Origin of the sequence: [Limnothrix rosea] IAM M-220 (genome assembly GCF_001904615.1) — a bacterium.
Lineage (GTDB): Bacteria > Cyanobacteriota > Cyanobacteriia > Cyanobacteriales > MRBY01 > MRBY01.
The window spans coordinates 52014-74171 of sequence record NZ_MRBY01000003.1; the positions used below are offsets into that span (position 1 = coordinate 52014).

Below are 22158 nucleotides of genomic sequence, written 5' to 3' on the forward strand. Positions count from 1 at the left end.
GGGAAACGCCCTTTCAAGTTAACTCAAGCCACCAACAAAAAATCCCTTGCGGCGATCGCCACAATTTTATGTTTTAAAGTTCATGATTTAAAGTCTATGTTTTACGTTTCCCAAGCCCATCTCCAGAGATTTCAAGACTGTCCCCCCAGCTTTCAGAAAGCCTATCTTGACCAACTCGCCACACCGCTCAATCCTGTCCAACAGCAAAAACAAGAATGGGGTATTCGCTTTCACCTCGCCATGCAGCAACTCCATGCAGGCTTTGCCCTAGAACATGTCACCCATGATCCCAAACTGCGCATTTCACTCCAATCGCTGTTAGCAAAAATTCCCCATTTTCATACTCAATCCGATGATTGCCACTCCGCTGCGGAATATCGTCAAACTTGGGCGAAACAAGATTTTTTACTCACCATTATTTGTGACTGGATTGTTTTTGGTAGTCAGACCCTAGAGATTCACGATTGGAAGACCTACCGCCAGCCGAAACGCCCCGAAAAATTGCAAAACCATTGGCAGACAAAATTGTATTTGTATCTAATGGCAACAACAACGGCCTATCAACCGGAGCAGTTATCGATGACCTATTGGTTTATTGAAGCGGGCGGAAAACCAGAATTTTTAACCTTTAACTATTCACAAGCGTGGCACAAAAAAATCTCCCAAGAACTTGATCAACTTTTAGAGGATTTAACAGCGAGTTTAGAAAATTATTTTGAGCAAAATCAGCCTTTTCAACATAGTGATGGGGCGAATTGTTTCTATTGTCTCAGTCAGCAAAAAAATGGGCGATCGCCAAAATCTTCCCTCTTAAATATTGATCTCGACCAACTACTCGAAAGTACTGAAGCAATCGAAATCTAATGGGGATTCATGGTCACAATGGCGCAGCGTTCCGGCGACAAATATTGGCGAGCAAGACGCTGTAGATCATTGGCCGTTAACCGTCGCACTAATTGCGGATATAGATGGGCATGGTTCAGTTCTCCGAGGGTGTGATAGTAGCCGTAGAGTCCCGCCAGTTGGCTTGGCGTTTCCATGGAGAAAATATGATCGTTACAAAGAATCGATTTAGAGCGGTTTAGCTCCACCTCAGACACGGTGTGATTTTGGAGATAATTCAGGCGATCGCCGATTAATTTTTCCACATCAGGAATTTGTGCCTCATCTAGCCAAGCTTGGATGGTAAACAAACTTGAATCTCGCTGCAACGAAAACCCACTACTAATATCCATGACCCAATGGCGTTTTTCCCGTAGCTCTTGCACTAGCCATGACGAAACCGTTCCCGCCAAAATAATCGATAAAACATCTAACCCGACGGCATCCTCAAAATTATCAATGCCATCACAGAGCCAGCCCATAATCAGGCGCGACACTTCAATATTGGGGAAACGAACTTCGCTGCGGCGCATTTCAATCAAAGGCGGTTCTGCTTCCACGCTAAAGGGTGGACATTCCGCGGGCACAGGGAATTTAGCAAAAGTCTTTTCGAGGAGCTCAATGGCTGGTTCAGCGGGAATATTACCGATCAGACTCACCGTCATATTTTGGGGCTGATAATGCGTGCGGTGAAAACAGCGCATCTGGTTGGGGGTATATTCACACAGTTGTTGCTCCTGTCCCAAAATCGAGCGTCCGTAGGGATGGCGGGCATAGAGTGTCCGGTTTAATTCTTGAAAGGCTAGCCAATCGGGATCGTCATTGCTGATATTAATTTCTTCCAGCACCACCAATCGCTCGCGGATAAATTCTTCGTCGGGAATGGTGGCATTTAATAAAATATCCCCCAGATGGGGCAGGGTTTCGCTTAGTTGATCGCGGGCGGTGGTGATAAAAAAATGGGCGTAATCGTAGCTTGTCGCCGCATTACTCGTGCCGCCGCGATTTTCGATAATGTGGTCAAATTCACCGGGACAAACTTGGTCAGAGCCTTTAAAAACCATGTGCTCTAAAAAATGCGCCATCCCTTCCCATTCCGGTGGTTCGGCGATCGCCCCGGCTTTTACCCAAATATCACTCACAACGACTGACGCGGCAGGTAAATATTGGTGAATCACCTGTAAACCGCTATCAAGGGTGAAAATCTGCACGGGATTTGGTTCAGGGGAATAGGGCAATGATCATACCGGAATGACATTTTGTGCGTCCATCATAACCCGTTCTTCTCAGGCTCTTAATCAGATAATGCTGAAATAAATCTAACGATTGCCGATGAGGCGATTTCTGTCGCCTGATCTAGATACACAAGGGCTTGGTAACACAGGGCGATCGCCTCGGCGCGGGTGGCTTCATCGTTAGGATTGAGGATTTTGGGATCGGGATAATTCACAATCAAATTCGCTTGGGTGGCAGCCGCCACAGCTTGGCGCGCGTAATCGGGAATCTCATCGGCATCGAGATAATAATTTAGCGATTCATCGATTTTTGCTGACGGTAAATTTAAGCCATTCGCTAGGGCTAAGATCACATGCACTCGCCGTAATCCTTGGTGGGGGTGAAAGGTTTGATCGGGAAACCCGGAGACAAAACCGCCTCGGTACACTTGCTGAATGGCATTAGCCGCCCAAAAATCACTCGGCACATCAAAAAAGATACTGGCAGGACGTACAGGCGGCGGCGCAAAAATATCACTTAACAGCGACGCAAATTCGGCACGTTTTAGGAGGGCATCGGGATGAAAAGAACCGTCTTCATAGCCCTGCACTAAACCAAGGTTGGCGATCGCCGTAATAAAAGGCCTTGCCCAGTGGAAGGTCACATCACTAAAGGTAGGTAAATAGGGCAATGGATCAACAATGTGCTCAGAATGGAGACGAGGTAATTTCTGGTTTACCACCAGCGCTTGGTGGAGTAGTGCCGCCATTTCTCCCCGCGTAATATCATGCAATGGCTGTAATCGACTTTGCTTTGGATAATTTACGATGAGGCTGTTTTGGGTAGCCGCCGCAACGGCATTCAGGGCATAGCTCGGAATTAACGGGCGATCGCCATAGGCTTGGAGCACTTTTGGATTGCCACCTTTTAAACCCAATCCCTTTGCGAGGGAAATAATCGCCTGTAATCGCGTCAATGGCGCTTGGGGACGGAAGGTATCATCGGGATAGCCAATCAAAAATCCCATCGTCACCGCTTTGGCGATCGCCCCTTTCCCCCAAAAACCATCGTCAATATCTTCAAACTCTGCGTCTTGAGCACCGAGGGGACGGGGCAAATCAAAACACCTTGCCAAGAGTGCCGCATATTCAGCACGAGTTAAGGGCGCATCCGGTCGAAAAGTACCATCGGGAAAACCCTGTAAATAATCGTTTTCCACTAAAACTTGAATAAACGGTTCTGCCCAATGACTCAACACATCCCGAAAAGGAGTCATCCCCATTTTTGTGACAGGCACTGCCGCTGCTGCAAACTCCACCATGCCCGCCGTCGTCACTGGATTGAGATCATTGCCAACAGAAATCACGACTTCATCGGTTTTATTGCGTAGGTCAGCTTCCATATTTTGGCGAATAATATTGCCCGCCGGATCTTGGGTTAAACCGAGGTCTGGCTGGGCGTTACCACTGATCACGATCCCAAATTCTTGATTTAGCTCGATGATATTACGGCGTAAAACGGGTCGCGTTTGTTTGGCAATGAAAACACCCACTTGATTTTGGGCGATGCGATTATGGGCAATAAAAGGCGCTGCTGACTCATTGAGGGCGATGGCATATTGATTGCCTTGAAACTGGTTATGACAAATTTCTCCTTTGGCGTTGTTTGCCATAAAAATGGCATTACCTTTGTTGTCGAGAAACAAATTGTCAAAAATCAGAGCCTTACTGGTTCCTGCCGCAAAAATGGCCTCCCGGCGACAGTGCTGAAAACAGTTATTTTCAATTTCGACTCTGCCCGCTTCAATCCATACCCCAGTACTTTTGCGCTCTAGATTAATCACCGTTACTCCTTTTAAAGCGCTATCAGGAGCCATGGCGATCGCCACATTTTGAGCCTTGAGGCGATCGCTATTGTAAATGCCGCTCCCACGAATAATCACCCCATCACCCTGGCTGGCAATATCACCAATAAGCTGTACCCCACTGGGCAAAATCAATGGAAATAATTCCCCTCCTTTGCGAGTGTAGTGGCCGGAAGCCAGATGAATCACACAGTCAGAAGTCGAACGTTTAATGGCTGTTGAAATCGTTTTCAGTGGCGCATGCGCACTACCGCTATTTTCGTCGTCACCAAGTTCAGGATTTACGTAGAGCAATGGCTGCAACATGGAGAGGGGAGTAAAAGATTGACGCATCCATCATAAATTCTCCGTGGGGTTCACTGCTGTTTTTACCTGAGGATTTACAGAATGTATTCTTTTCGCCGCTAATCCCCTTGCTTTTAACTCATAAAGTATTCTTCCTAACATAATCTTAAGGAATCAATGCATTAAAATCATCGGTGGATGAGTAACTGGCATCACAGCAGGGGAAGGAAGAAATGAGACTTGAACAGCTAGAGGCTTTTTTGGCGATCGCCGCCACCGGAAATTTTGGACAGGCCGCCAAACAATGCAGTGTGACCCAATCGACCGTCAGTCGGCAGATCCAGAGCCTAGAAACGACGATGGGCACGCCTCTATTTCACCGTAATGCCCAAGTAAAATTGACCCTTGCAGGAGAGCGATTTTTACCCTACGCCCGCAAAATCTGTGGCAGTTGGAATAATGCCAAAAAAGAAATCGACGAACTGATTTCCGGTAAACAATCAGAACTGTGTATCGCGGCCATTCATTCCGTCTGTGCCTACCATTTGCCCCCAGTGCTAAAGCGGTTTTATCGCATGTATCCCCAAACCCAACTACGTGTTACAGCCCTAGGCAGCGATCGTGCCCTTAAGGTATTACGGGATAACCTCATCGATGTGGCGATCGTCATGAACAATCGCTTTTTAACCTCCAGTCCCGACATGGTGGTGCAGACCCTTTATCGCGAAAGTATTGAAGTCTTAGTCAGTAAAGAACATCCCCTTGCCGACAAACCAGTTCTCTCCTGGAAAGACCTTGCCGACTATCCCCAAGTGGTTTTTAAGGACGGCTATGGCATGCAGCGTTATGTCCAAGACCAGCTCAACAAACAGGGCTTATCTACTGGTACAACTGTCGAGCTGAATAGCTTAGATGCCTTTCGCGGCGTTGTCCGTCAAGGCGACATGTTAGCTTTATTGCCCCAGTCAGCCCTCATTGAAGCAGAGCGCGATCCAGACTTAGTTGTGATTCCCCTAGCTGATGCGAAGGATTTTCGAGAAGTCGTTTTAGTGACCACCAGCGATCGCCTAGAGATTCCGCCGATCCAATATTTCTGTAACCAGATTATTCAGTGCATCAGCAAATCCCCAACAAATTCGCCCCTTAGCGCTTGACCCTTGCACGACCAAAACTTGATCCCACAAAAAAATCGCCCTAACCGTAGTTGGGGCGATCGCCAGAGATAGGTTGATATTAAAAAGATTTAAAAAAAGAAAAATTAGGAAAGATCGTAGCTGCGTCTGCTTAGATATCGATTTCGCTGAGTTCCCGCGTCATATGGTCAAACGGCTCATCAACAAAAGAAGTGTTAGTAATGCCAGCTTCCGCCGCCGCTGATTTGATCGCTTCCTTTAGAAATTGAATACCACGAACAGTAGGTCCAATCGGCACACTGAGGGAATTATAAGTCTCTCTAAGACCCTGAAGTACCCGCTCATTTAGAACATCAGAGTTCCCAGCAATAATCGCGTAGGTGCCATAGCGCAGATAGTAGTCCATATCCCGCAAGCAAGCAGAATAGCGACGAGTGGTATAGGCATTACCACCAGCCAGCAGTAGTTCTGGGACAGCCTCAAAAAGTTGGTTTGCCGCAAACTTGACGATATCCGCAGAGTTGCTATTCACCACTAACGCTGTTTTCACTCGGTCAGCACCAGTATCAAAATAGCTTTTGAGGTAGTCAATGGCATTACGGTCGAAGTAACGCCCGGTTGTATCGTAATTTCTGATCAGACTTGTAACAGCGTCCTGCATTAAAATTTTCTCCGAACAGCAGTTTTTATTAAGCTCGTTTAGGACAGATCATCCCTTGACATCCTCTCCCAGCCACCCTAAAGGGTATGCAGAGAGATTCCTTGGGTCGCCCCAAAGATTTCCTGTGTCACTGCCAGTTGGCTAGACACCGTTATCGATGTCCCCGCTACCTCGACTCCACAGGCATTTTCTATTTCCCGTTGCCCACGGGTACTCATGACTTGAGCAGCCGCCACATCACAAGGCTTAACTGACCCGCAGTTGGCTCTAGCTGAAATTCCCATGTCATACCAAGCATGTCTACATAATAACAAATATTGTGTAAACTACTCACTTTGTCCACGCTTCGCTACACCACTAACCAAGCTTTCACCTATGGTCGGAGTGCTGCGAAGTTCTTCTGATAGAGATGCCCTAGCATCGCCATTATCGTAATTTTTTACAAATTCCATACTCCCAGTTTTTGACCTTGTTCGACATATTTCTTTAAAAAAAATAATAATCAAGACTCTCTTTATCTCAAAATTGCGACACAAAATCTCACTCATGTCGTTTAGCGCCTAAATTGTCCATAATTGGCAATCCATTCAGCAACTTTGAAAAGTACAATTTTTCCGACTTGATTTCAGTTTTGCGCAGTGGGCGAATCTAGGATGGGGCATGGAGATGGGGGCATCGAGATGGGGGGACACGGCGATAATTCTAAGGGAAGGTGGAGCTAGGGGATCAAAGGATTGGGAGACCAAGGGACACAGGGATAGTTAGAGTTTTTTTCACTATGGTCTCACTAAAATTTGTGGGCTGACAAAATCACTTTTTCTTTTAAGTTCTGCCATCTCTCCGTCTCTATTACAGGCTGTCCTCGACCTAAGCTCAGATCACTTAACTTGGCTATGTTCTTTGTCTACCGCTGAAACTGAAGACTCTATAACTGTATCGGGGGTGAGGGATCGCCACTGCTTTGCGATACGTTCCCGTTGATTAATTAAATAGATGCTCACAAGGGTCAATGCCACGCCAAACCACTGGAGATTACTCAGTTCTTCGGAGAGTAACAGATGACCGAAAATCAAGGCGAAAATGGGGGTAAGAAAGGTGAGGGCGCTCAGGCTTGTTAGATTGCCTTTTGATGCTAGTAAAAAGAATAAACTGTAGGCGATCGCGCTCCCAAAAATTGTGGCGTAACTCAGAGCCAGCCAGCCAGAAAGATCAATATTTTGCCACTGTTGTGTTTCTAGAAAACCAGAGGCAATTAAGAGGGGCAGACCACCAATAATCATGTGCCAACCTGTGGCCACTACTGGATCAACATAACGACTGACATAGCGAATTAAAATCGTCCCCACCGCCATTGATAGTGAAGCGCCCAACATTAAAACTTCGCCACTAACTTCAAGGTTTTCAACCTGTAAAAAGGAAAAATCACCATGGGCTATGGCAAAAATCCAGTCGTCGGGAATGCCAATTAAGCTAATGCCGAGAATGCCGATGGTCAAACCGAGCCACCCCCACAGACCGATGCGTTCTCCAAATAGCCAGCTCGAAAGTAGGGCGACGGCAAGGGGCTGTGAATCAATCATCACGGATCCTAAGCCTGCGCCAGTTTTGACGAGACCTTCTGCTAGAAATCCCTGAAACATGAGGCCATCAATGAGGGCAAATCCACAGATCCAAATCCAGCCTTCTGCTGAAATTTTTTGCTCGCGACCCATCATTCGGGCAAATAATAGTACTAAAATGCCGGCTGGCACTAAACGTATTGATGCGAGAAATAGAGGGGAAGTAACTTCTAAAACTCCTTTCATGGCGACCATTGCTGTGCCCCATAGGAAAAAGGGCGCGATTAACACCAAAGGAAATTTGATAAATGTGTCCTTCGATAAATTGGCGGTCATAGGGTTCTAGGGATGGATAAAAAATTGCGTAATGTTAAGGATACGAGAATTTTTCGGTGAATGCAGCGCAGCGAGATACATTTCTACTGGATGAATGGTTTCTTGCGTTTTGCTTTTTGTCTATTTTTTCTACATGATTTTGATCTTGCCTTTGGTAAAAGATTGTGGTGTATCAAGGGGGCGATCGCTCTCTGAATAGCCAGCATCCGATAAGATAGAGAACTGCTGTCAACGATTGGCTGCAACTCAAGTTTTTTTATTTTCTTTTCAAAAGATCTATGGTGTGGCCCTTTCCTCCAAAATATCGGAAACAAATTGCTCGCATTGAAATCACTGGGGCGATCGCCTCGGAGACTCGCAAAACTGTTTTAAAAGCCCTAAAAGAAGTTGAGGAGAAGAAGTTTCCAGCCCTGCTGCTGCGTATCGATTCTCCCGGTGGCACTGTTGGAGATTCCCAAGAGATTTACGAAGCCTTAAAAAGGCTACAAAAGAAAGTCAAAATTGTGGCGAGCTTTGGTAATATCTCCGCTTCTGGGGGGGTTTATATCAGCATGGGTGCTCAACATATTGTTTCCAATCCGGGCACGATTACGGGCAGTATTGGTGTCATCCTCCGGGGCAATAATCTTGAGCGACTCTTGGATAAGGTTGGTGTTTCTTTTAAGGTCATTAAATCGGGTCCCTATAAAGATATTTTGTCCTTTGACCGGGAATTAACCCAAGCAGAAGAAGGGATTCTCCAAGATCTGATTGATATTAGCTATGGGCAGTTTGTCCAAACTATTGCCGATGCTCGTGGTCTCGATGTGGCAACGGTGAAAACCTTTGCTGATGGGCGTATTTTTAGTGGTGAACAGGCCAAGGAGCTCGGTACTGTTGACCGTTTGGGTACGGAAGAGGATGCTAGGGTTTGGGCGGCAGAGCTGGCTGGTCTTGATCCTGAGAAGGCGGAATGCAACACCATTGAAGAGCCAAAATCTTTTATCAATCGGGTTTTAAATCGCGGTCAAGGGCGATCGGCCTTTGGGAATACCCTGAATTGGGTAGAATTTGAACTGTCAACGGCAGGACAGCCTCTGTGGTTATTTCGACCCTAGGGTTAGTTGATTTTTAATGGACTCATTATTTCTGGTGGAGGAGAACAACGTGGACTGGAAGGTACGGGCAATTCGCGGCGCAACAACGGCATCGGCAAATACTAAGGAGGCGATCGCTGAGGCTGTGAGGGAATTACTCGATGATATCGACCAGCGTAATGAGCTCGATCCTGAAGAAATTATTAGTGTTGTCTTTACGGCTACGGCGGATTTAGATGCGGTCTTTCCGGCGGCGATCGCCCGGCAACGGGAAAATTGGGACAATGTCCCTTTATTAGATGTTCAGCAGATGGCTGTGTCGTCTAGTCTCGAAAAATGTATCCGTGTTTTGATCCATATCAACACACCAAAGCCCCAGACAGAAATCAACCATTCCTACCTGCGCCACGCAAAAAATCTCCGCCCCGATTGGACGTTAGCCCAAGTTGCAAATCACTAGGTCATCAAGGGCAATCGATATATTGTTGTCTACAGTAATTTGTTTTAAAGCTTGCAAGCATCTCGCTCGCACTACAATTTCTGCTTCTGTTGTCATAAATTCTTTAAGCTGATCACAGGCTCTCTTTTGCCATGCTTCGGGCAGTGACCGCGTCAAACCTGCTAAGCCGGCGATCGCCCCATAACGCACCACCCATTCGCCATCCTCTAGGGCCAATAATAAACAGTCCAGCACCTTCTGTTGCCATTGCAGACGTTCATTTTGATCGGCTATATCTTGCCATAAAATACTGCCCAATCCCTTTGTCGCAGCCCGCCGTACACTCAAAGAAAAGTCGGTATTGGCCGCTTCAATCAGCAAATCAAGGGCCCGCGGATCACCAATCCCCGCAAATACCCGGATCATCCAGGCTCTTGCTCCGTAGTTATAGCCGTCGAGGTTATCCAAAAGATAGGGAATAACGGGCTTCCCAATTTGAATGAGGCCATCTACCGCCGCAACGGCCGCCCCCGGATTATTAAACCGCAGCACATCCACCAAGGTTGCCATCGCAGTTTGATCCGCAACGGCCGCTAAATCCTCGACGGCATCAATTAATCCTTGGGAAGAATCGGCCTGATCAACGGCACGAATGAGTTCTGCAACAGTCATAAATTCAATAAAAATAAATTTAGTAAAATCAATCAAGTGGGCAACAGCTAAAGCAAACTATCCATTAACTTTAGAAGGCGATCGCCCTCGGTATCTAATAAACCTTGGGTGTGATGTAGATGGGATTCCATTACTCCCTTCAGGGAAATTAATTTCAGACTATTTTCCGCTAGGGTCTCGGCGATCGCCGGAGCAGCAGGCACATAACCAATAGCTCCCAAATCCATCAACGCAGACCGTCGCAGCTGTAAAGTATCACCACCTAAAGCCCCAATTAACTGCTCCGCATACATCGCCTCACCCGTGAGCTGATACATTGCCCGTAGCGCTGCGTAACGAATTTTCTCCGTACCATGGCCTAAAAATTCCTTGATTTCAGCAATAGCTTCGACCGCACCAATGGCCCCTAATGCCTCCAAAATTGCCTCATAGGGTTGCACAAAATGGGGCTTTCCTTCCTTTAACACTGCCGCCTCAACACCCCCTGCCAGCATCTCGCGCAGAGGAGCGATCGCTCGTTTATCTTTGAGCAGCTCTAAAGACTGGGCTGCCGATTCCCGCACATAATAATCTTCACTCTCAAGACAGCAAATCAAAGGCTCAACAACTGCAGGATTATCTAATTTCCCCAAAGCCTTCGCTGCATTGCGCCGTAGGGGATACCCACCATCAGGAGAACGATCCGCCTCATCTTTTAAAGCATCCAATAAAGCCGCCAAGGCTCGGTCATCTTTTACTCGAAAACGACCAAACCACCAAGCCGCATAATATCTTTTCCCTAAATCTTCCGTTTGCTGGATATTGGCGATCGCCTCCTCTAACGTCCAAGCCTCAGCCATCTTCCAGTCATTATCAACCATGCCCTCGAACCAATACCTTCAGAAAAAACAAAAACTGACAACAAATATTGCCAGACACAACAAGACCCAGACAGACGATCAACTACCGACAAAAAAGCCAACAGTCGATTGTCCATCTAGGTCAATGCAACCACTAGAGACTAGATGAGAGCGTTAATCGCATAGTCAATGTAGTTGTTCGCTTCAGTCGCCGCATCACCACTGAGACCGTGGTTTGCTTTGATGTAAGTAAGAGCTTCAACATACCAGCTAGGAGAAAGCTCAAAAGTGCGGTTGATTTCATCAAGACCAGCAACGAGATACTCATCCATAGGACCAGTACCACCAGCAACGAGGCAGTAAGTGATCATGCGGAGATAGTAGCCGATGTCACGAGAACACTTGTCCTTACCACGCTGATCAGCAGCGAAGTTTGCACCAGGAGTTTGAGTAGTGTAAGGGAACTTGCTGTAAACAGCATTAGCTGCACCGCTGATCAAAGAATCAGACTTAGCAGTGAGAGTCTTGGCAGCTTCAATGCCAGATGCACCTTGACGAAGGCGACCAAACATCGCTTGGAGCTCAGTGCTGCTCAAGAAACGACCTTGAGAATCTGCAACAGATACTGCTTCGGTAAGAGGGGTTTTCATTGTCAAATTATCTCCCTGTGGATTATCAATAACTTTCTTTAAAAAATTGCCTTACAAGTCTTGCTGTAAGACTGCGGTAAAAGCTTTGGTCACAAAGACCTAAACATCTTACTCAACAGCAGCAGCAGCAGCTTCGAAGTAAAGGTTGATTTCTTGCATGAGGTCGCTACAATCACCGACAGTTACGCCGTTAGTAGTCGTGCTATTAGCAATGAGGTTGCTAGCAGCTTTACCCATCATTCTGACGCCGACAGCAACAGACGAACCGGGAGTACCAAGAGCAAGGTAAGTCTCACGAAGACCATTGAGACAACGGTCGTTGAGCACAGATGCATCACCAGTGAAGATTGCGTAGGTTACATAACGGAGGATGATCTCCATGTCACGTAAACAAGCAGCCATACGACGGCTAGTGTAAGCGTTGCCACCAGGAGCAATTAGCTGAGGTTGGTCAGCAAAAAGTTGGCGAGCAGCTTCGGTAACAATCTTGGAAGCAGAACCAGTAATGAGGTTCACAGCATCAGCGCGCTTGTTGCCATCTGCAATGATTTTGCTGAGGGCATCGAGCTTATCAGTAGAGATGAACTCACCTCGGGCATCAGCCTGAGAAACAACCCGAGTAAAGATGTCAAACATGTTTTTATCTCCTACTTATATTTATGAGTGGGATTTATTGAGTATGTTTTCGCTTAGTTTTTTTTTAAGCTTGGTTTAGAGGATTGACGCCGCAAACGCTCGATTCACTAAGGAAACAAGTTGTTTTGGGAACGCAAATTTTTTCTCCAAACCATTTAAGAGTGTGAGCTATTTTCGTTGGTTTTTTCCCCGTGCCTTTAAGAAACTTTACAATGCCTGAGCCGAAAAGCTTCGGAGCACGAAAAGGGGAAAGGAACGATCAAAGTCCTAATGTACAAAGGTCTTTGCGGTTGCTCTTTTTTATCTTAGGTACAAGTTATACAACGTGCTTCACATTTTGATCATTACATCTTGTAAAAATAAGGCGTTACACTTCGCAATATCTTGAGACCTATTTTGTTTTCATTTCACATTAAAAAGTTTCGTCTTAAGATTCTCTGCTTGGGTGCTATGTAAGGAAAATTCTTGGTACTCGGTGTCTTGGAATTTTTTGTGACCTCTAGAAATTTTTTATGGGATTAATTCTGTGGGGTTCAAAAAAGGCAGAAATTTTAGTACTGCATACCCTTACGTTGGGTTTACAAAAAGCTACAAGCTGTTGCAATAACACACATAAATAGATTGATTTGCAGTGAAGGTATGGCGACCTTTTTGCTTTTATAAATAGAGACATAACAAAAACCCCCTCGGAATCAAGGGGGTCTGATGGTGGGTAAACACAAATTTCTTTGTGGCTACTGATTTTTTTAGTCGAAAATGTTGATTTAGCCTTCGGAATCGGAGCTAGCGGAAGAGCTGAAGATAACATCGGATTCTTTGACGAAACCGCTGTAAGCTTCCATGCCATGCTCACTGATATCAAGACCGCGGAGTTCTTCGTCTTGATGGACACGGATACCGCCTAGAACTGCGGCGATCGCGTACCAAGCGATGAAACTAAAGGCAACGGTAAAGCCGCCAATGGAAAGAATTCCGACAATCTGGGCGATGAGCTGTTGTGGGTTCCCACTGGTAAGCAGGCCTGTATCCATTTTGAAAAGACCCACGGCAAATGTTCCCCACATACCGCAGACGAGGTGAACGGAGGTTGCACCAACGGGGTCGTCGATTTTGATTGCATCGAAGAAGGCAACGGAGAATACAACGATGACACCGGCGATCGCCCCGATGATCACAGCAGAGAAGATACTAACACTGTCACAACCAGCAGTAATACCAACAAGACCAGCGAGGATACCGTTGATAATCATAGAAAGGTCGGGCTTGCCATCCTTCAGCCAAGAAGTGAGCGTTGCAGTGCAACCACCAGCAGCAGCAGCGAGGTTAGTCGTTACAGCAATGTAAGGAACAGCTTGGTCAGCAGCTAACTGAGAGCCGGGGTTAAAACCGAACCAGCCAATCCAGAGAATCAAACAACCAAGAGTTGCAATGCTCATGTTGTGGCCGGGAATCGCATTGGTCTTGCCATCACGGTACTTGCCAGCACGGGGGCCAAGAATTGCTGCACCCACTAAAGCTGCCCAACCACCAACGGAGTGAACAATGGTAGAACCCGCAAAATCGTGGAAACCAAAGGCATATAGCCACTCACCATCCCACTGCCAGTGGCCGGTAATGGGGTAAGAAATCGCAACAAGCAGGAAGCTAAAGATTAGGAATGCATCGAACTTAATCCTTTCAGCTACCGCACCAGAAACGATGGTTGCTGCGGTGGCCGCGAAAGCAACTTGGAAAAGGAAGGAAACACTTTCAGGGACGAAGTTAAGAATTTGGGTTTCACCGTCCATGGTGTACCACTCTTCACCGCTGTAGGGAACACTACTGCCAGAGAAGAAGAATCCTTTTAGGCCAATGAAGGTATTTCCTTCACCGTACATAAAGGCATAACCGACTGCCCAATAAGCAATCGTTGCAACGGCAAAGACAATTAAGTTCTTCGAAAGAATATTAACGGCGTTTTTCTGGCGACAGAAACCAGCCTCAAGCATGCCGAAGCCTGCGTTCATGAAGATAACGAGGATGGATGCGATGAGTAGAAAAATAGTGTCAAGAATAATCTGGACTTGACCAGCCGCATCAACGGCTGAGTCTTGTGCCATGGCAGCTGTACTCCAAACTACAGTGATGATCGCTGCAGCGGGAATACAAGCCAGCCAGATGGGAGAGAAGTTACGGGAGATGTTACGGGCAAAGTCCAGAACAACACTATCATCGTGTGCTGGGCTGAAGTGACTTTGTTCCATAGTCATACTCCGTTTTTGGAAAGTTGACTTAGGCATTAGTTTGAGATGTTTTAGGCATTCATGCCTTTGAATAACATAGGCAAAAATTCTCATCGGTAGCAGAGATAACCTTTTACCGAAGTGAATGTAGCTTTTGCTTCACAGAATACTGATGTTGTGAAGTGCTCTGATCAATAATTAAATGATGAGCTTTCGTCCTTATACCCTGATTTTTGCTGTTTTAAGCTAGATATCTGGCTATTTTTAGGGACTATCAGTATTTGTGACCTTTAATTCTTCATCAATGTTAAGAATTAATTTTGGTTATCCTAAGGCCTACTGGTTTCTAGAACGATTTTTCGGTTAATTCCGTATCTGATTTTACAATTGGTTCTGTGTACCTACGTGTTTTGTTGCAATTTATGGTGGTTTAAATTGGCTTTAGGTTGGGTTTGCCTCCGCTTTTACCACACGGGATCGCTGAATAAATTGATGGTGATTTCGGGGCGATCGCCGGGGATGCCAGAAATGCAGGCACAAAGACAGGAACCGTCGTCTAGCTCCACTTCACAGGCATGGCAAGACCCCATCAAGCACCCTGTTGGAATTGAAACTCCAGCACGACGAGCGACTTCTAACATTGGTTCGCCCGGCTCTGCATCAATCACCACGTCATTGGGCATAAATTTCACGGCAATTTTTGACATTCTGTTTTCCCTCCTCAGGGATTAATCGTGATTTTTACGAAACAATACTTGTAAGACATTGTGAATTAATCACCAAACAAATACCCAAATCGCTCTTATTCCGTAGAATAATAGACTGTTACAAATTTCCTCCCAGAATTCGGGATATTGGATATTCAGTTAAATAACCTAAATTACAAAAGCTAAATTTTATAGAACTTGCTTAAAGGAGAAATAATTTGGTTACTACAGCTTTAAATACAGCCAAATCAGACGAGATTTTTGGTGCGGCTCAAAAACTGATGCCCGGTGGTGTGAGTTCCCCTGTGCGAGCTTTTAAGTCAGTCGGGGGACAGCCTATTGTTTTTGACCGGGTCAAGGGTTCCCATGTTTGGGACGTTGATGGTAATGAGTACATTGATTATGTCGGTACTTGGGGGCCTGCTATTTGTGGTCATGCCAATGATGAAGTCAATGCTGTTCTGCGGGAAACGTTAGAAAAGGGAACCAGTTTTGGTGCGCCTTGTCTGAAGGAAAACATTCTGGCTGAGATGGTCATTAATGCTGTGCCCAGCATTGAAATGGTGCGCTTTGTCAATTCTGGCACAGAGGCTTGTATGTCGGTTTTGCGCTTGATGCGTGCCTTTACGGGTCGCGAAAAGATTATTAAATTCGAAGGCTGCTATCACGGTCATGCGGATATGTTCTTGGTGCAGGCTGGTTCTGGTGTGGCGACTTTAGGTTTGCCTGATTCTCCCGGTGTGCCTAAGTCGACAACGGCTTCGACTTTGACGGCTCCTTATAATGATCTGGATGCTGTTAAAAAGCTTTTTGCTGAAAATCCTGAGGCGATCGCCGGTGTCATTTTAGAGCCTGTCGTGGGCAACTCCGGCTTTGTGACCCCCGATGCGGGTTTCCTTGAAGGGCTACGGGAAATCACCAAAGAACATGGTGCATTGTTAGTTTTTGACGAAGTGATGACAGGCTTCCGCATTTCCTACGGTGGTGCCCAAGAAAAATTTGGCGTTACACCTGATTTGACCACTTTAGGGAAAGTGATCGGTGGTGGTTTACCCGTCGGTGCTTACGGTGGTCGTAAAGATATTATGTCGATGGTTGCCCCTGCGGGCCCCATGTACCAAGCCGGGACACTGTCCGGCAATCCTCTAGCTATGACTGCGGGCATTAAAACCCTCGAACTACTTCAGCGTCCTGGCACCTACGAACATTTAGACACTGTGACTAGCAAGCTAATTAGCGGATTACTCAGTATTGCCCGTGAGGCAGGCCATGAAGTTTCTGGTGGTAGTATTAGCGGCATGTTTGGGATGTTTTTCACGGGTCAATCTGTCCACAACTACAACGATGCTAAAAATTCTGATCTAGAGAAATTCAGTCGTTACCATCGTGGCATGTTGGAGCAGGGCGTTTACCTTGCGCCGTCTCAATTTGAGGCTGGTTTTACGTCTTTGGCTCATACAGACGAAGATATTGACAAGACCTTGGCGGCAGCAAAAGTTGTCCTCAACAGTATTTAGAATTTTTGTTTAACGAAAAGGCCAAAGCCCTGTTCCATCGAGAGCGGGGTTTTCTTTTATTTGGATAGTTTAAGAATTAGTTACAATTGCTGAAATAGCCATAATTTAACGGTCTATGAGCCAGACGAAGTCGAATTCATTTTCTGAGATGCCCAATAGCCAGTTGCCGGAAACTGAACAGTGTGGAGATATCATGCCTGCCACCTCTCCGACTCCTATTCCGCCGCCACGAAAGGATTTGATGGAACGTCAGTTTTATTTGCGACAGATTGAGGCTAGTAATCCTTGGTTAATTCTTACGGCAGTAGGGGTTATGTTGTTGGGATTGTTGAGTAATTGGGCCTGGCTGGGGTTATCTGGAACGCTTGTGACGTTGTTCCTGTCGTTCAAAATTCTTGTGCCATCTATTAAGGAATGGCTGGCGACGTTTTTAAATGACCAAGAGCGTAAGATTTTAATTGGCTTTTTTGCTTTCAGTGTGGCGATCGCCGGCCTATTTAAATTTCTCGGCGTGTATGCCCTTGTCGGTTATTGGCTAAACCAGATTAAATGGGACGAATTTGGCTCGTGGGCAGATTGGGTCGGTGCGTTAGGGCAAATTATGATCGCCGTTCTAGCGGTTTATGTTGCATGGGAGCAGTACGTCATTTCCCGGGATTTAACGATTCAACAAAATAGAATCACCCAACAGCAAACCATCGATACATATTTTCAAGGCATTTCGGAATTAGCGTTAAACGAAGAAGGATTATTGGAAGATTGGCCCCAGGAGCGCTCCATTGCAGAAGGTCGAACAGCGGCTATTCTTAGCAGCGTTGATGCGGGCGGAAAAGCGAAAATTTTAAAATTTTTGTCGCAGTCGCGTTTACTCACGCCATTACAACGGGATGGCCGCCTAGGTCGCCCTATTTTTGATGGTACAGGTGGCTATCAAGAAGATCGTCTAGATGGTGTGCGGGTGATTGATCTGGGTGTGATGCTCGCCGGGACGGATTTGCAGTGCATGGATTTACGTTGGACTGATCTGAGTGAAGCCAATATGGTGCGGGCAAATTTACAGGGTTGCGATTTGGCAAGGGCAAACTTGGCGCGGACAATTCTTGTGGATGCGAATCTGCGTGGTGCTGATTTGAGAGGCACAATATTGTTTTATGGTTCCTTTGATCGAGCGACTCCGAGGGTAAAGGGTCAACGCCCTGACTATCGAACGGGTAAACACACTGGAACTGTCATTGAAAATGCTGATTTTACTAATGTCAAACGCATGAGCGAAGAACAACGTTACTATTGCTGCTCTTGGTGTGGCGAAAAATCCCGTAGCACTATTCCCGGTGGCTGTGACGGTATTCCCAATCGTCTCGGTCGATAGGGAAGTACAGCGAAGCAGAACCCCTCTATCGGCGATCGCTCTCTATCCGAGAACAGCAACTGGGAGCCGACCATCCTGATACTGGAAGTTCCGACTTTAATTTAACCTGAGTTTTGCTTAAGGGTGCTCGGCAATATGACGCGGCGAATAAGAGAGCGGGAGATAGGGAGATGTTTTATTCAAACAATCCTAGCTTTCGAAAAACGCAGATTTTCGTTGGTTATCCGTGTCTCTCCCTTTGCTTGTCTCCCTTTCTCTAAAGAATGTCAGCTAAATTCTTATCCATAACTGACGTTAATTTAGGCGCATTGTATTTTCAGCAAGGCCAACATCAGTCAGCAGAGCTATATCTACATAAGGTTTTAGAAGTCTATTTACCTGCTCTGGTCAAAGAACATCCGACAACTCAAAACTTACTTAGTTGGATTAATGTTTTACCGGACAAGACAACCAATTCTCAGCGGGAGATTTCTGTTCCCAAACTTATTCGGAAAACTAAAGAACTTAAATCTCACCCAATTATCATAAAAATTTTCAAATTACCTTTTCTGCTATTACGGCACAGTTATCGCTAATTATTCCGTCTGTTCCGTCGCCGCTAAGTTCATCATTTATTCCCTTCTTGAGAGAGGCTAGGGGTGGATCTATAGTCGGTTTCGGCACTTTCTGCAACCCCTTCCGGTCTTCGACCACCTTCCCTCAGGAAGGACTTTGGCCGATATCTGATACCTGTTCACTGATACCTGTTCACTGATACCTGTCCCAAGACAAGACAGAATATTCAGCCATAAAAAACATAAACCGAGGCAACACCAAGAATTTGTAGCCGAATTCCGAATAAAAGAGCAAAACCAGTGACAAAATTGCACCCTGAGAGCACCCCGATCGCCGAAAAAACTCTTACGATGGGACAATTGCGATCGCCCTACTGCTGCCCCAATGTTTTCTAACCTGTTTATCAAGAAACCAATCTTTGCATTTGTCTGTGGGGTGATTATCCTGCTGGTGGGACTCATTACCATCCCAAGCTTGCCCGTTGATCAATTTCCAGAAATCAGCCCGACCCAAATCAATATCTCCGCCCGATATACCGGAGCCAGTGCCGAAGTTGTCGAGCAGACCGTCACGAATATTCTCGAAGAAGAACTCAATGGTCTAGAAGGTCTGAAGTATATTTCCTCCACGAGTAGTAACGATGGTTTGAGTGCCATTGTCGCGACTTTCGATGCCAGCCGAGACAAAGATTTAGCCGCCGTTGATATCCAGAACCGTATCGCTTCCGTGACCTCCCTACTACCCGCAGAAGTACAACGCAATGGCGTTCGGGTGGAGAAAAGCAGTAACAATATTGTTTTGGGTATTGGACTCTACGCCGAAAACGACGAATACAGCGATACCTTCATTAGTAACTACGCCGATACCTACCTTGTTGATTCCCTCCGAAAACTCCAAGGAGTAGGCGGTGTCCAGATTTTCGGTGAACGCAAATATGCCATGCGAGTGTGGCTAGATCCCAACCGTTTAGCCGCTAGGCAATTGATTCCCCAAGATATTGTCGCGTCCATACGTGAGCAAAACCTCCTCGTCGGTGCAGGCAAAATTGGCCAAGAACCCGCCCCAGCCGGACAGCAATTTCAGTTTGACCTAGAAATCCAAGGCGGTAGACTCAGCTCCATCGAAGAATTTGAAGATATCGTCGTTAAGGTTGATACCCAAGGACAACTGATCAAACTGCGGGATGTGGGTCGCGTAGAACTAGGAGCAGAACGCTATACAACGATCGCCCGTTATCGCGGTAGTGAAGCCGTTGCCCTCGGTATTTTCCAGCGTCCGGGGAGTAATGCCCTTGATGTGGCAAACCTTGTGATCGATGAGATGGATGTCCTCGCCGAGACATTCCCGCCGGGGTTGGAATATCGCATTGCCTTTAACCCCACCTCCTACGTTGAAGCCTCCATGCGCGAAGTGGTGACCACACTACTGACGGCGATCGCCCTTGTTATTTTCGTTATCTTTATTTTCCTGCAAGACTGGCGCACCACCCTCGTCCCGACGATCACCATTCCCATTGCCCTGATCGGTACTTTTATCTTTATCAAACTCTTTGACTTTTCCATTAATAGCTTGACCCTGTTCGGTTTGACCCTAGCAACAGGCCTAGTCGTAGACGATGCAATCGTGGTAGTCGAAGATATTTCGCGCCTGATTAAAGAAAAAGGCATGACCCCTAAACTTGCCGCTGTCCAAGCAATGCGGGAATTATCCAGTGCAGTGATCGCCACCTCCTTGGTACTCATGGCGGTGTTTATTCCCGTCGCCTTTTTCCCCGGTACGACAGGTGCGCTCTATCGCCAATTTGCCCTAACGATCGCCTTCTCCATTGCCATTTCCACCTTTATTGCCCTCACCCTCACCCCCGCATTAGCCGGAGTCCTCCTGAAAAATTCCCCCCCACCCGACAACTTTATCGGTGTGATTTTCGGGCGTATTAATGCCGTACAGGACTGGGTACGTCGCCGCTACCAGAAATTACTCATTACCCTCACCCGATTGAAATATGTGGTGATTGGTTTATTTACCCTATTGTTGGCCGTTACCTTTTGGCTCTATCAAACCGTTCCCAACGCCTTCGTGCCAGAGGAAGACCAAGGCTATATCATCACCATTTTGCAAGCACCCCAAGGAGTGTCGATGCAATTTACCAATGAAGTGATGAAAAAAGTTGAGGCCGAATTATTAGCTGTCCCCGAAATTGACGGCACCTTTGCCATCGGTGGTTTTAGCTTTGGTGGCGGTAGTACTTCCAACTCAGCCGTGATCTTTTCACCCCTAAAAGATTGGTCAGAACGCACCCGACCCGACCAGTCCGCCCAGGCCATTATCGGTAAGCTGTTTCCCTCTTTTTCGCAAATTACAGAAGCCCGCGTTTTCCCCGTAAATCCTCCGCCCATTAGAGGACTAAGTAACTTTGGTGGTTTCCAGTTCCAGCTCCAAGATCGCAGTGGACGGGCAGAAATTGAGCAGCTTGTCGGTGCAATGTTTCCGCTTTTAGGGGCGGCAAACCAAGACCCTGCTTTGCAGGCTGTTTTTAGTACCTATGCGGCAAATAACCCAAAATTTGATCTTGAGCTAGACCGCAATATGGCGAAATCTAAAAATGTCAGCATTGACCAAGCCTTCGGTACATTACAAACGGCCTTTGGTTCGAGCTATGTCAATGATTTTCAGTTAGGGCAACGCAGCTATCGGGTCTATGTACAGATGGACGGTCAGTTCCGCGATAATCCCGATGATATCCGGCAGGTTTATACCCGTTCTGACGCAGGGCAAATGGTTTCCCTCGGTCAGTTGATGAGTATCACGCCCACGTCTGGCGCTCAGTCGATTAATCACTATAATTTGCTGCGATCCATTGAAATTAATGGGGGCGCAGCGCCGGGGGTCAGTTCTGGTCAAGCTTTGGCAACGATGGAACGGATTGCTGCTCAGGTTTTACCGCGCAACTTTGGGTATGAGTGGACGGGGACAGCCCTTGAGGAAATCCAGTCGGGGGGACAAGCACCGATCATTTTTGGTTTGGGTCTCATTTTTGTGTTCCTTGTTTTGGCGGCGCAGTACGAAAATTTCCTTGATCCGATCATTATTTTGTTGTCGGTTCCCCTTGCGATTTGTGGGGCGCTGACGGCGTTAATGTTGCGGGGTTTTCCCAATGACGTGTACTGTCAGGTGGGTTTGGTGATGCTCATTGGTTTGGCGAGTAAAAATGCCATTTTGATTGTGGAGTTTGCTAACCAATTGCGGGAGGAGGGTTTGTCGATTACGAAGGCGGCTATTGAGGCATCGCGGGAGCGTTTACGGCCTATTTTGATGACGGCGATTTCTACTTTGTCGGGGATTTTTCCCCTTGCTGTGGCAACGGGAGCTGGTTCTGCTAGTCGTCAATCTCTTGGTACTACGGTGTTTGGGGGGATGTTTTTGGCAACGTTTTTGAGTTTGTTTGTTGTGCCAATTTTGTACATTTTGGTCACCTATGCTAGTGAAGCGATTTTTGGGAAAAAGAAACTGGAAGGTGAAGTCTAATTTTAGAAACTTATTT

The 22158-nt window shown here is 46.5% G+C and carries 20 protein-coding genes; 9 read left to right on the top strand and 11 right to left on the bottom strand.

Going from position 1 to position 22158, the window contains the following annotated elements:
- Nucleotides 1–96: 96 nt before the first annotated feature.
- Nucleotides 97–864 (top strand): PD-(D/E)XK nuclease family protein, encoded by a 768-nt coding sequence (locus NIES208_RS02200; RefSeq protein ID WP_075889267.1) that lies wholly within the window; start codon nt 97–99, stop codon nt 862–864.
- Here the strand turns inward: NIES208_RS02200 and NIES208_RS02205 are convergent.
- Nucleotides 861–2120 (bottom strand): M16 family metallopeptidase, encoded by a 1260-nt coding sequence (locus NIES208_RS02205; protein ID WP_075889269.1) that lies wholly within the window; start codon nt 2118–2120, stop codon nt 861–863. The two genes, NIES208_RS02200 and NIES208_RS02205, sit on opposite strands and share 4 nt — an antisense overlap.
- A gap of 56 nt (nt 2121–2176) precedes the next feature.
- Complete coding sequence (locus NIES208_RS02210) at nt 2177–4294, bottom strand: S-layer homology domain-containing protein (RefSeq protein WP_084176504.1); 2118 nt, start codon at nt 4292–4294, stop codon at nt 2177–2179.
- A gap of 185 nt (nt 4295–4479) precedes the next feature.
- Between NIES208_RS02210 and NIES208_RS02215 the strand changes: the two genes are divergently transcribed.
- On the top strand, nt 4480–5400 hold the full coding sequence (locus NIES208_RS02215) for a LysR family transcriptional regulator (RefSeq protein WP_075889271.1): 921 nt from the start codon (nt 4480–4482) through the stop codon (nt 5398–5400).
- 130 nt (nt 5401–5530) lie between these two features.
- On the opposite strand, the gene apcB is transcribed toward NIES208_RS02215, so the two are convergent.
- From apcB to NIES208_RS02235, 3 genes are all read right to left on the bottom strand, one after another.
- On the bottom strand, nt 5531–6040 hold the full coding sequence (gene apcB, locus NIES208_RS02220) for an allophycocyanin subunit beta (protein ID WP_075889273.1): 510 nt from the start codon (nt 6038–6040) through the stop codon (nt 5531–5533).
- 77 nt (nt 6041–6117) lie between these two features.
- Nucleotides 6118–6324, bottom strand: coding sequence for a hypothetical protein (locus NIES208_RS02225; RefSeq protein WP_216349342.1), 207 nt, complete (start codon nt 6322–6324; stop codon nt 6118–6120).
- Nucleotides 6325–6918: 594 nt separating this feature from the next.
- The gene (locus NIES208_RS02235; protein ID WP_075889277.1) at nt 6919–7935 is read right to left on the bottom strand and encodes a DMT family transporter; all 1017 of its coding nucleotides are present in this window, start codon (nt 7933–7935) and stop codon (nt 6919–6921) included.
- 278 nt (nt 7936–8213) lie between these two features.
- Here NIES208_RS02235 and sppA point away from each other — a divergent pair, with 278 nt between their 5' ends.
- Complete coding sequence (gene sppA, locus NIES208_RS02240; protein ID WP_075889279.1) at nt 8214–9032, top strand: signal peptide peptidase SppA; 819 nt, start codon at nt 8214–8216, stop codon at nt 9030–9032.
- A gap of 49 nt (nt 9033–9081) precedes the next feature.
- Nucleotides 9082–9471 (top strand): chorismate mutase, encoded by a 390-nt coding sequence (aroH, locus tag NIES208_RS02245; protein ID WP_171971697.1) that lies wholly within the window; start codon nt 9082–9084, stop codon nt 9469–9471.
- Here the strand turns inward: aroH and NIES208_RS02250 are convergent.
- From NIES208_RS02250 to NIES208_RS02275, 6 genes are all read right to left on the bottom strand, one after another.
- Nucleotides 9448–10122 carry a HEAT repeat domain-containing protein gene (locus NIES208_RS02250; RefSeq protein ID WP_075889417.1) on the bottom strand — a complete coding sequence of 225 codons (675 nt, stop codon included), beginning with the start codon at nt 10120–10122 and terminating at the stop codon, nt 9448–9450. The genes aroH and NIES208_RS02250 overlap by 24 nt on opposite strands.
- 47 nt (nt 10123–10169) lie before the next feature.
- A complete protein-coding gene (locus NIES208_RS02255; RefSeq protein ID WP_075889283.1) occupies nt 10170–10982 on the bottom strand; it encodes a HEAT repeat domain-containing protein in 813 nt (270 codons plus the stop codon).
- Nucleotides 10983–11122: 140 nt separating this feature from the next.
- A complete protein-coding gene (cpcA, locus tag NIES208_RS02260) occupies nt 11123–11611 on the bottom strand; it encodes a phycocyanin subunit alpha (protein WP_075889285.1) in 489 nt (162 codons plus the stop codon).
- A 108-nt stretch (nt 11612–11719) separates the two neighbouring features.
- On the bottom strand, nt 11720–12247 hold the full coding sequence (locus NIES208_RS02265; protein WP_075889287.1) for a phycocyanin subunit beta: 528 nt from the start codon (nt 12245–12247) through the stop codon (nt 11720–11722).
- Between the two features lie 764 nt (nt 12248–13011).
- Nucleotides 13012–14490 (bottom strand): ammonium transporter, encoded by a 1479-nt coding sequence (locus tag NIES208_RS02270; RefSeq protein WP_084176505.1) that lies wholly within the window; start codon nt 14488–14490, stop codon nt 13012–13014.
- 443 nt (nt 14491–14933) lie between these two features.
- Nucleotides 14934–15176, bottom strand: a complete 243-nt coding sequence (locus tag NIES208_RS02275; protein ID WP_075889291.1) for a 2Fe-2S iron-sulfur cluster-binding protein — start codon at nt 15174–15176, stop codon at nt 14934–14936.
- A gap of 218 nt (nt 15177–15394) precedes the next feature.
- Here NIES208_RS02275 and hemL point away from each other — a divergent pair, with 218 nt between their 5' ends.
- The 5 genes from hemL (at nt 15395) to NIES208_RS02295 (ending at nt 22142) form a co-directional block, all read left to right on the top strand.
- Nucleotides 15395–16693, top strand: a complete 1299-nt coding sequence (gene hemL / locus NIES208_RS02280; protein WP_075889293.1) for a glutamate-1-semialdehyde 2,1-aminomutase — start codon at nt 15395–15397, stop codon at nt 16691–16693.
- Nucleotides 16694–16886: 193 nt separating this feature from the next.
- Complete coding sequence (locus NIES208_RS02285) at nt 16887–18062, top strand: pentapeptide repeat-containing protein (RefSeq protein ID WP_411974248.1); 1176 nt, start codon at nt 16887–16889, stop codon at nt 18060–18062.
- On the top strand, nt 18059–18172 hold the full coding sequence (locus tag NIES208_RS02290; RefSeq protein ID WP_084176509.1) for a tetratricopeptide repeat protein: 114 nt from the start codon (nt 18059–18061) through the stop codon (nt 18170–18172). Before NIES208_RS02285 ends, NIES208_RS02290 begins: the two co-directional genes overlap by 4 nt.
- 153 nt (nt 18173–18325) lie before the next feature.
- Nucleotides 18326–18637: a tetratricopeptide repeat protein gene (locus NIES208_RS18460; protein ID WP_139324964.1), complete on the top strand. Its 312-nt coding sequence runs from the start codon at nt 18326–18328 to the stop codon at nt 18635–18637.
- 364 nt (nt 18638–19001) lie between these two features.
- The gene (locus NIES208_RS02295) at nt 19002–22142 is read left to right on the top strand and encodes an efflux RND transporter permease subunit (protein WP_084176506.1); all 3141 of its coding nucleotides are present in this window, start codon (nt 19002–19004) and stop codon (nt 22140–22142) included.
- The last annotated feature ends 16 nt before the right edge of the window (nt 22143–22158 follow it).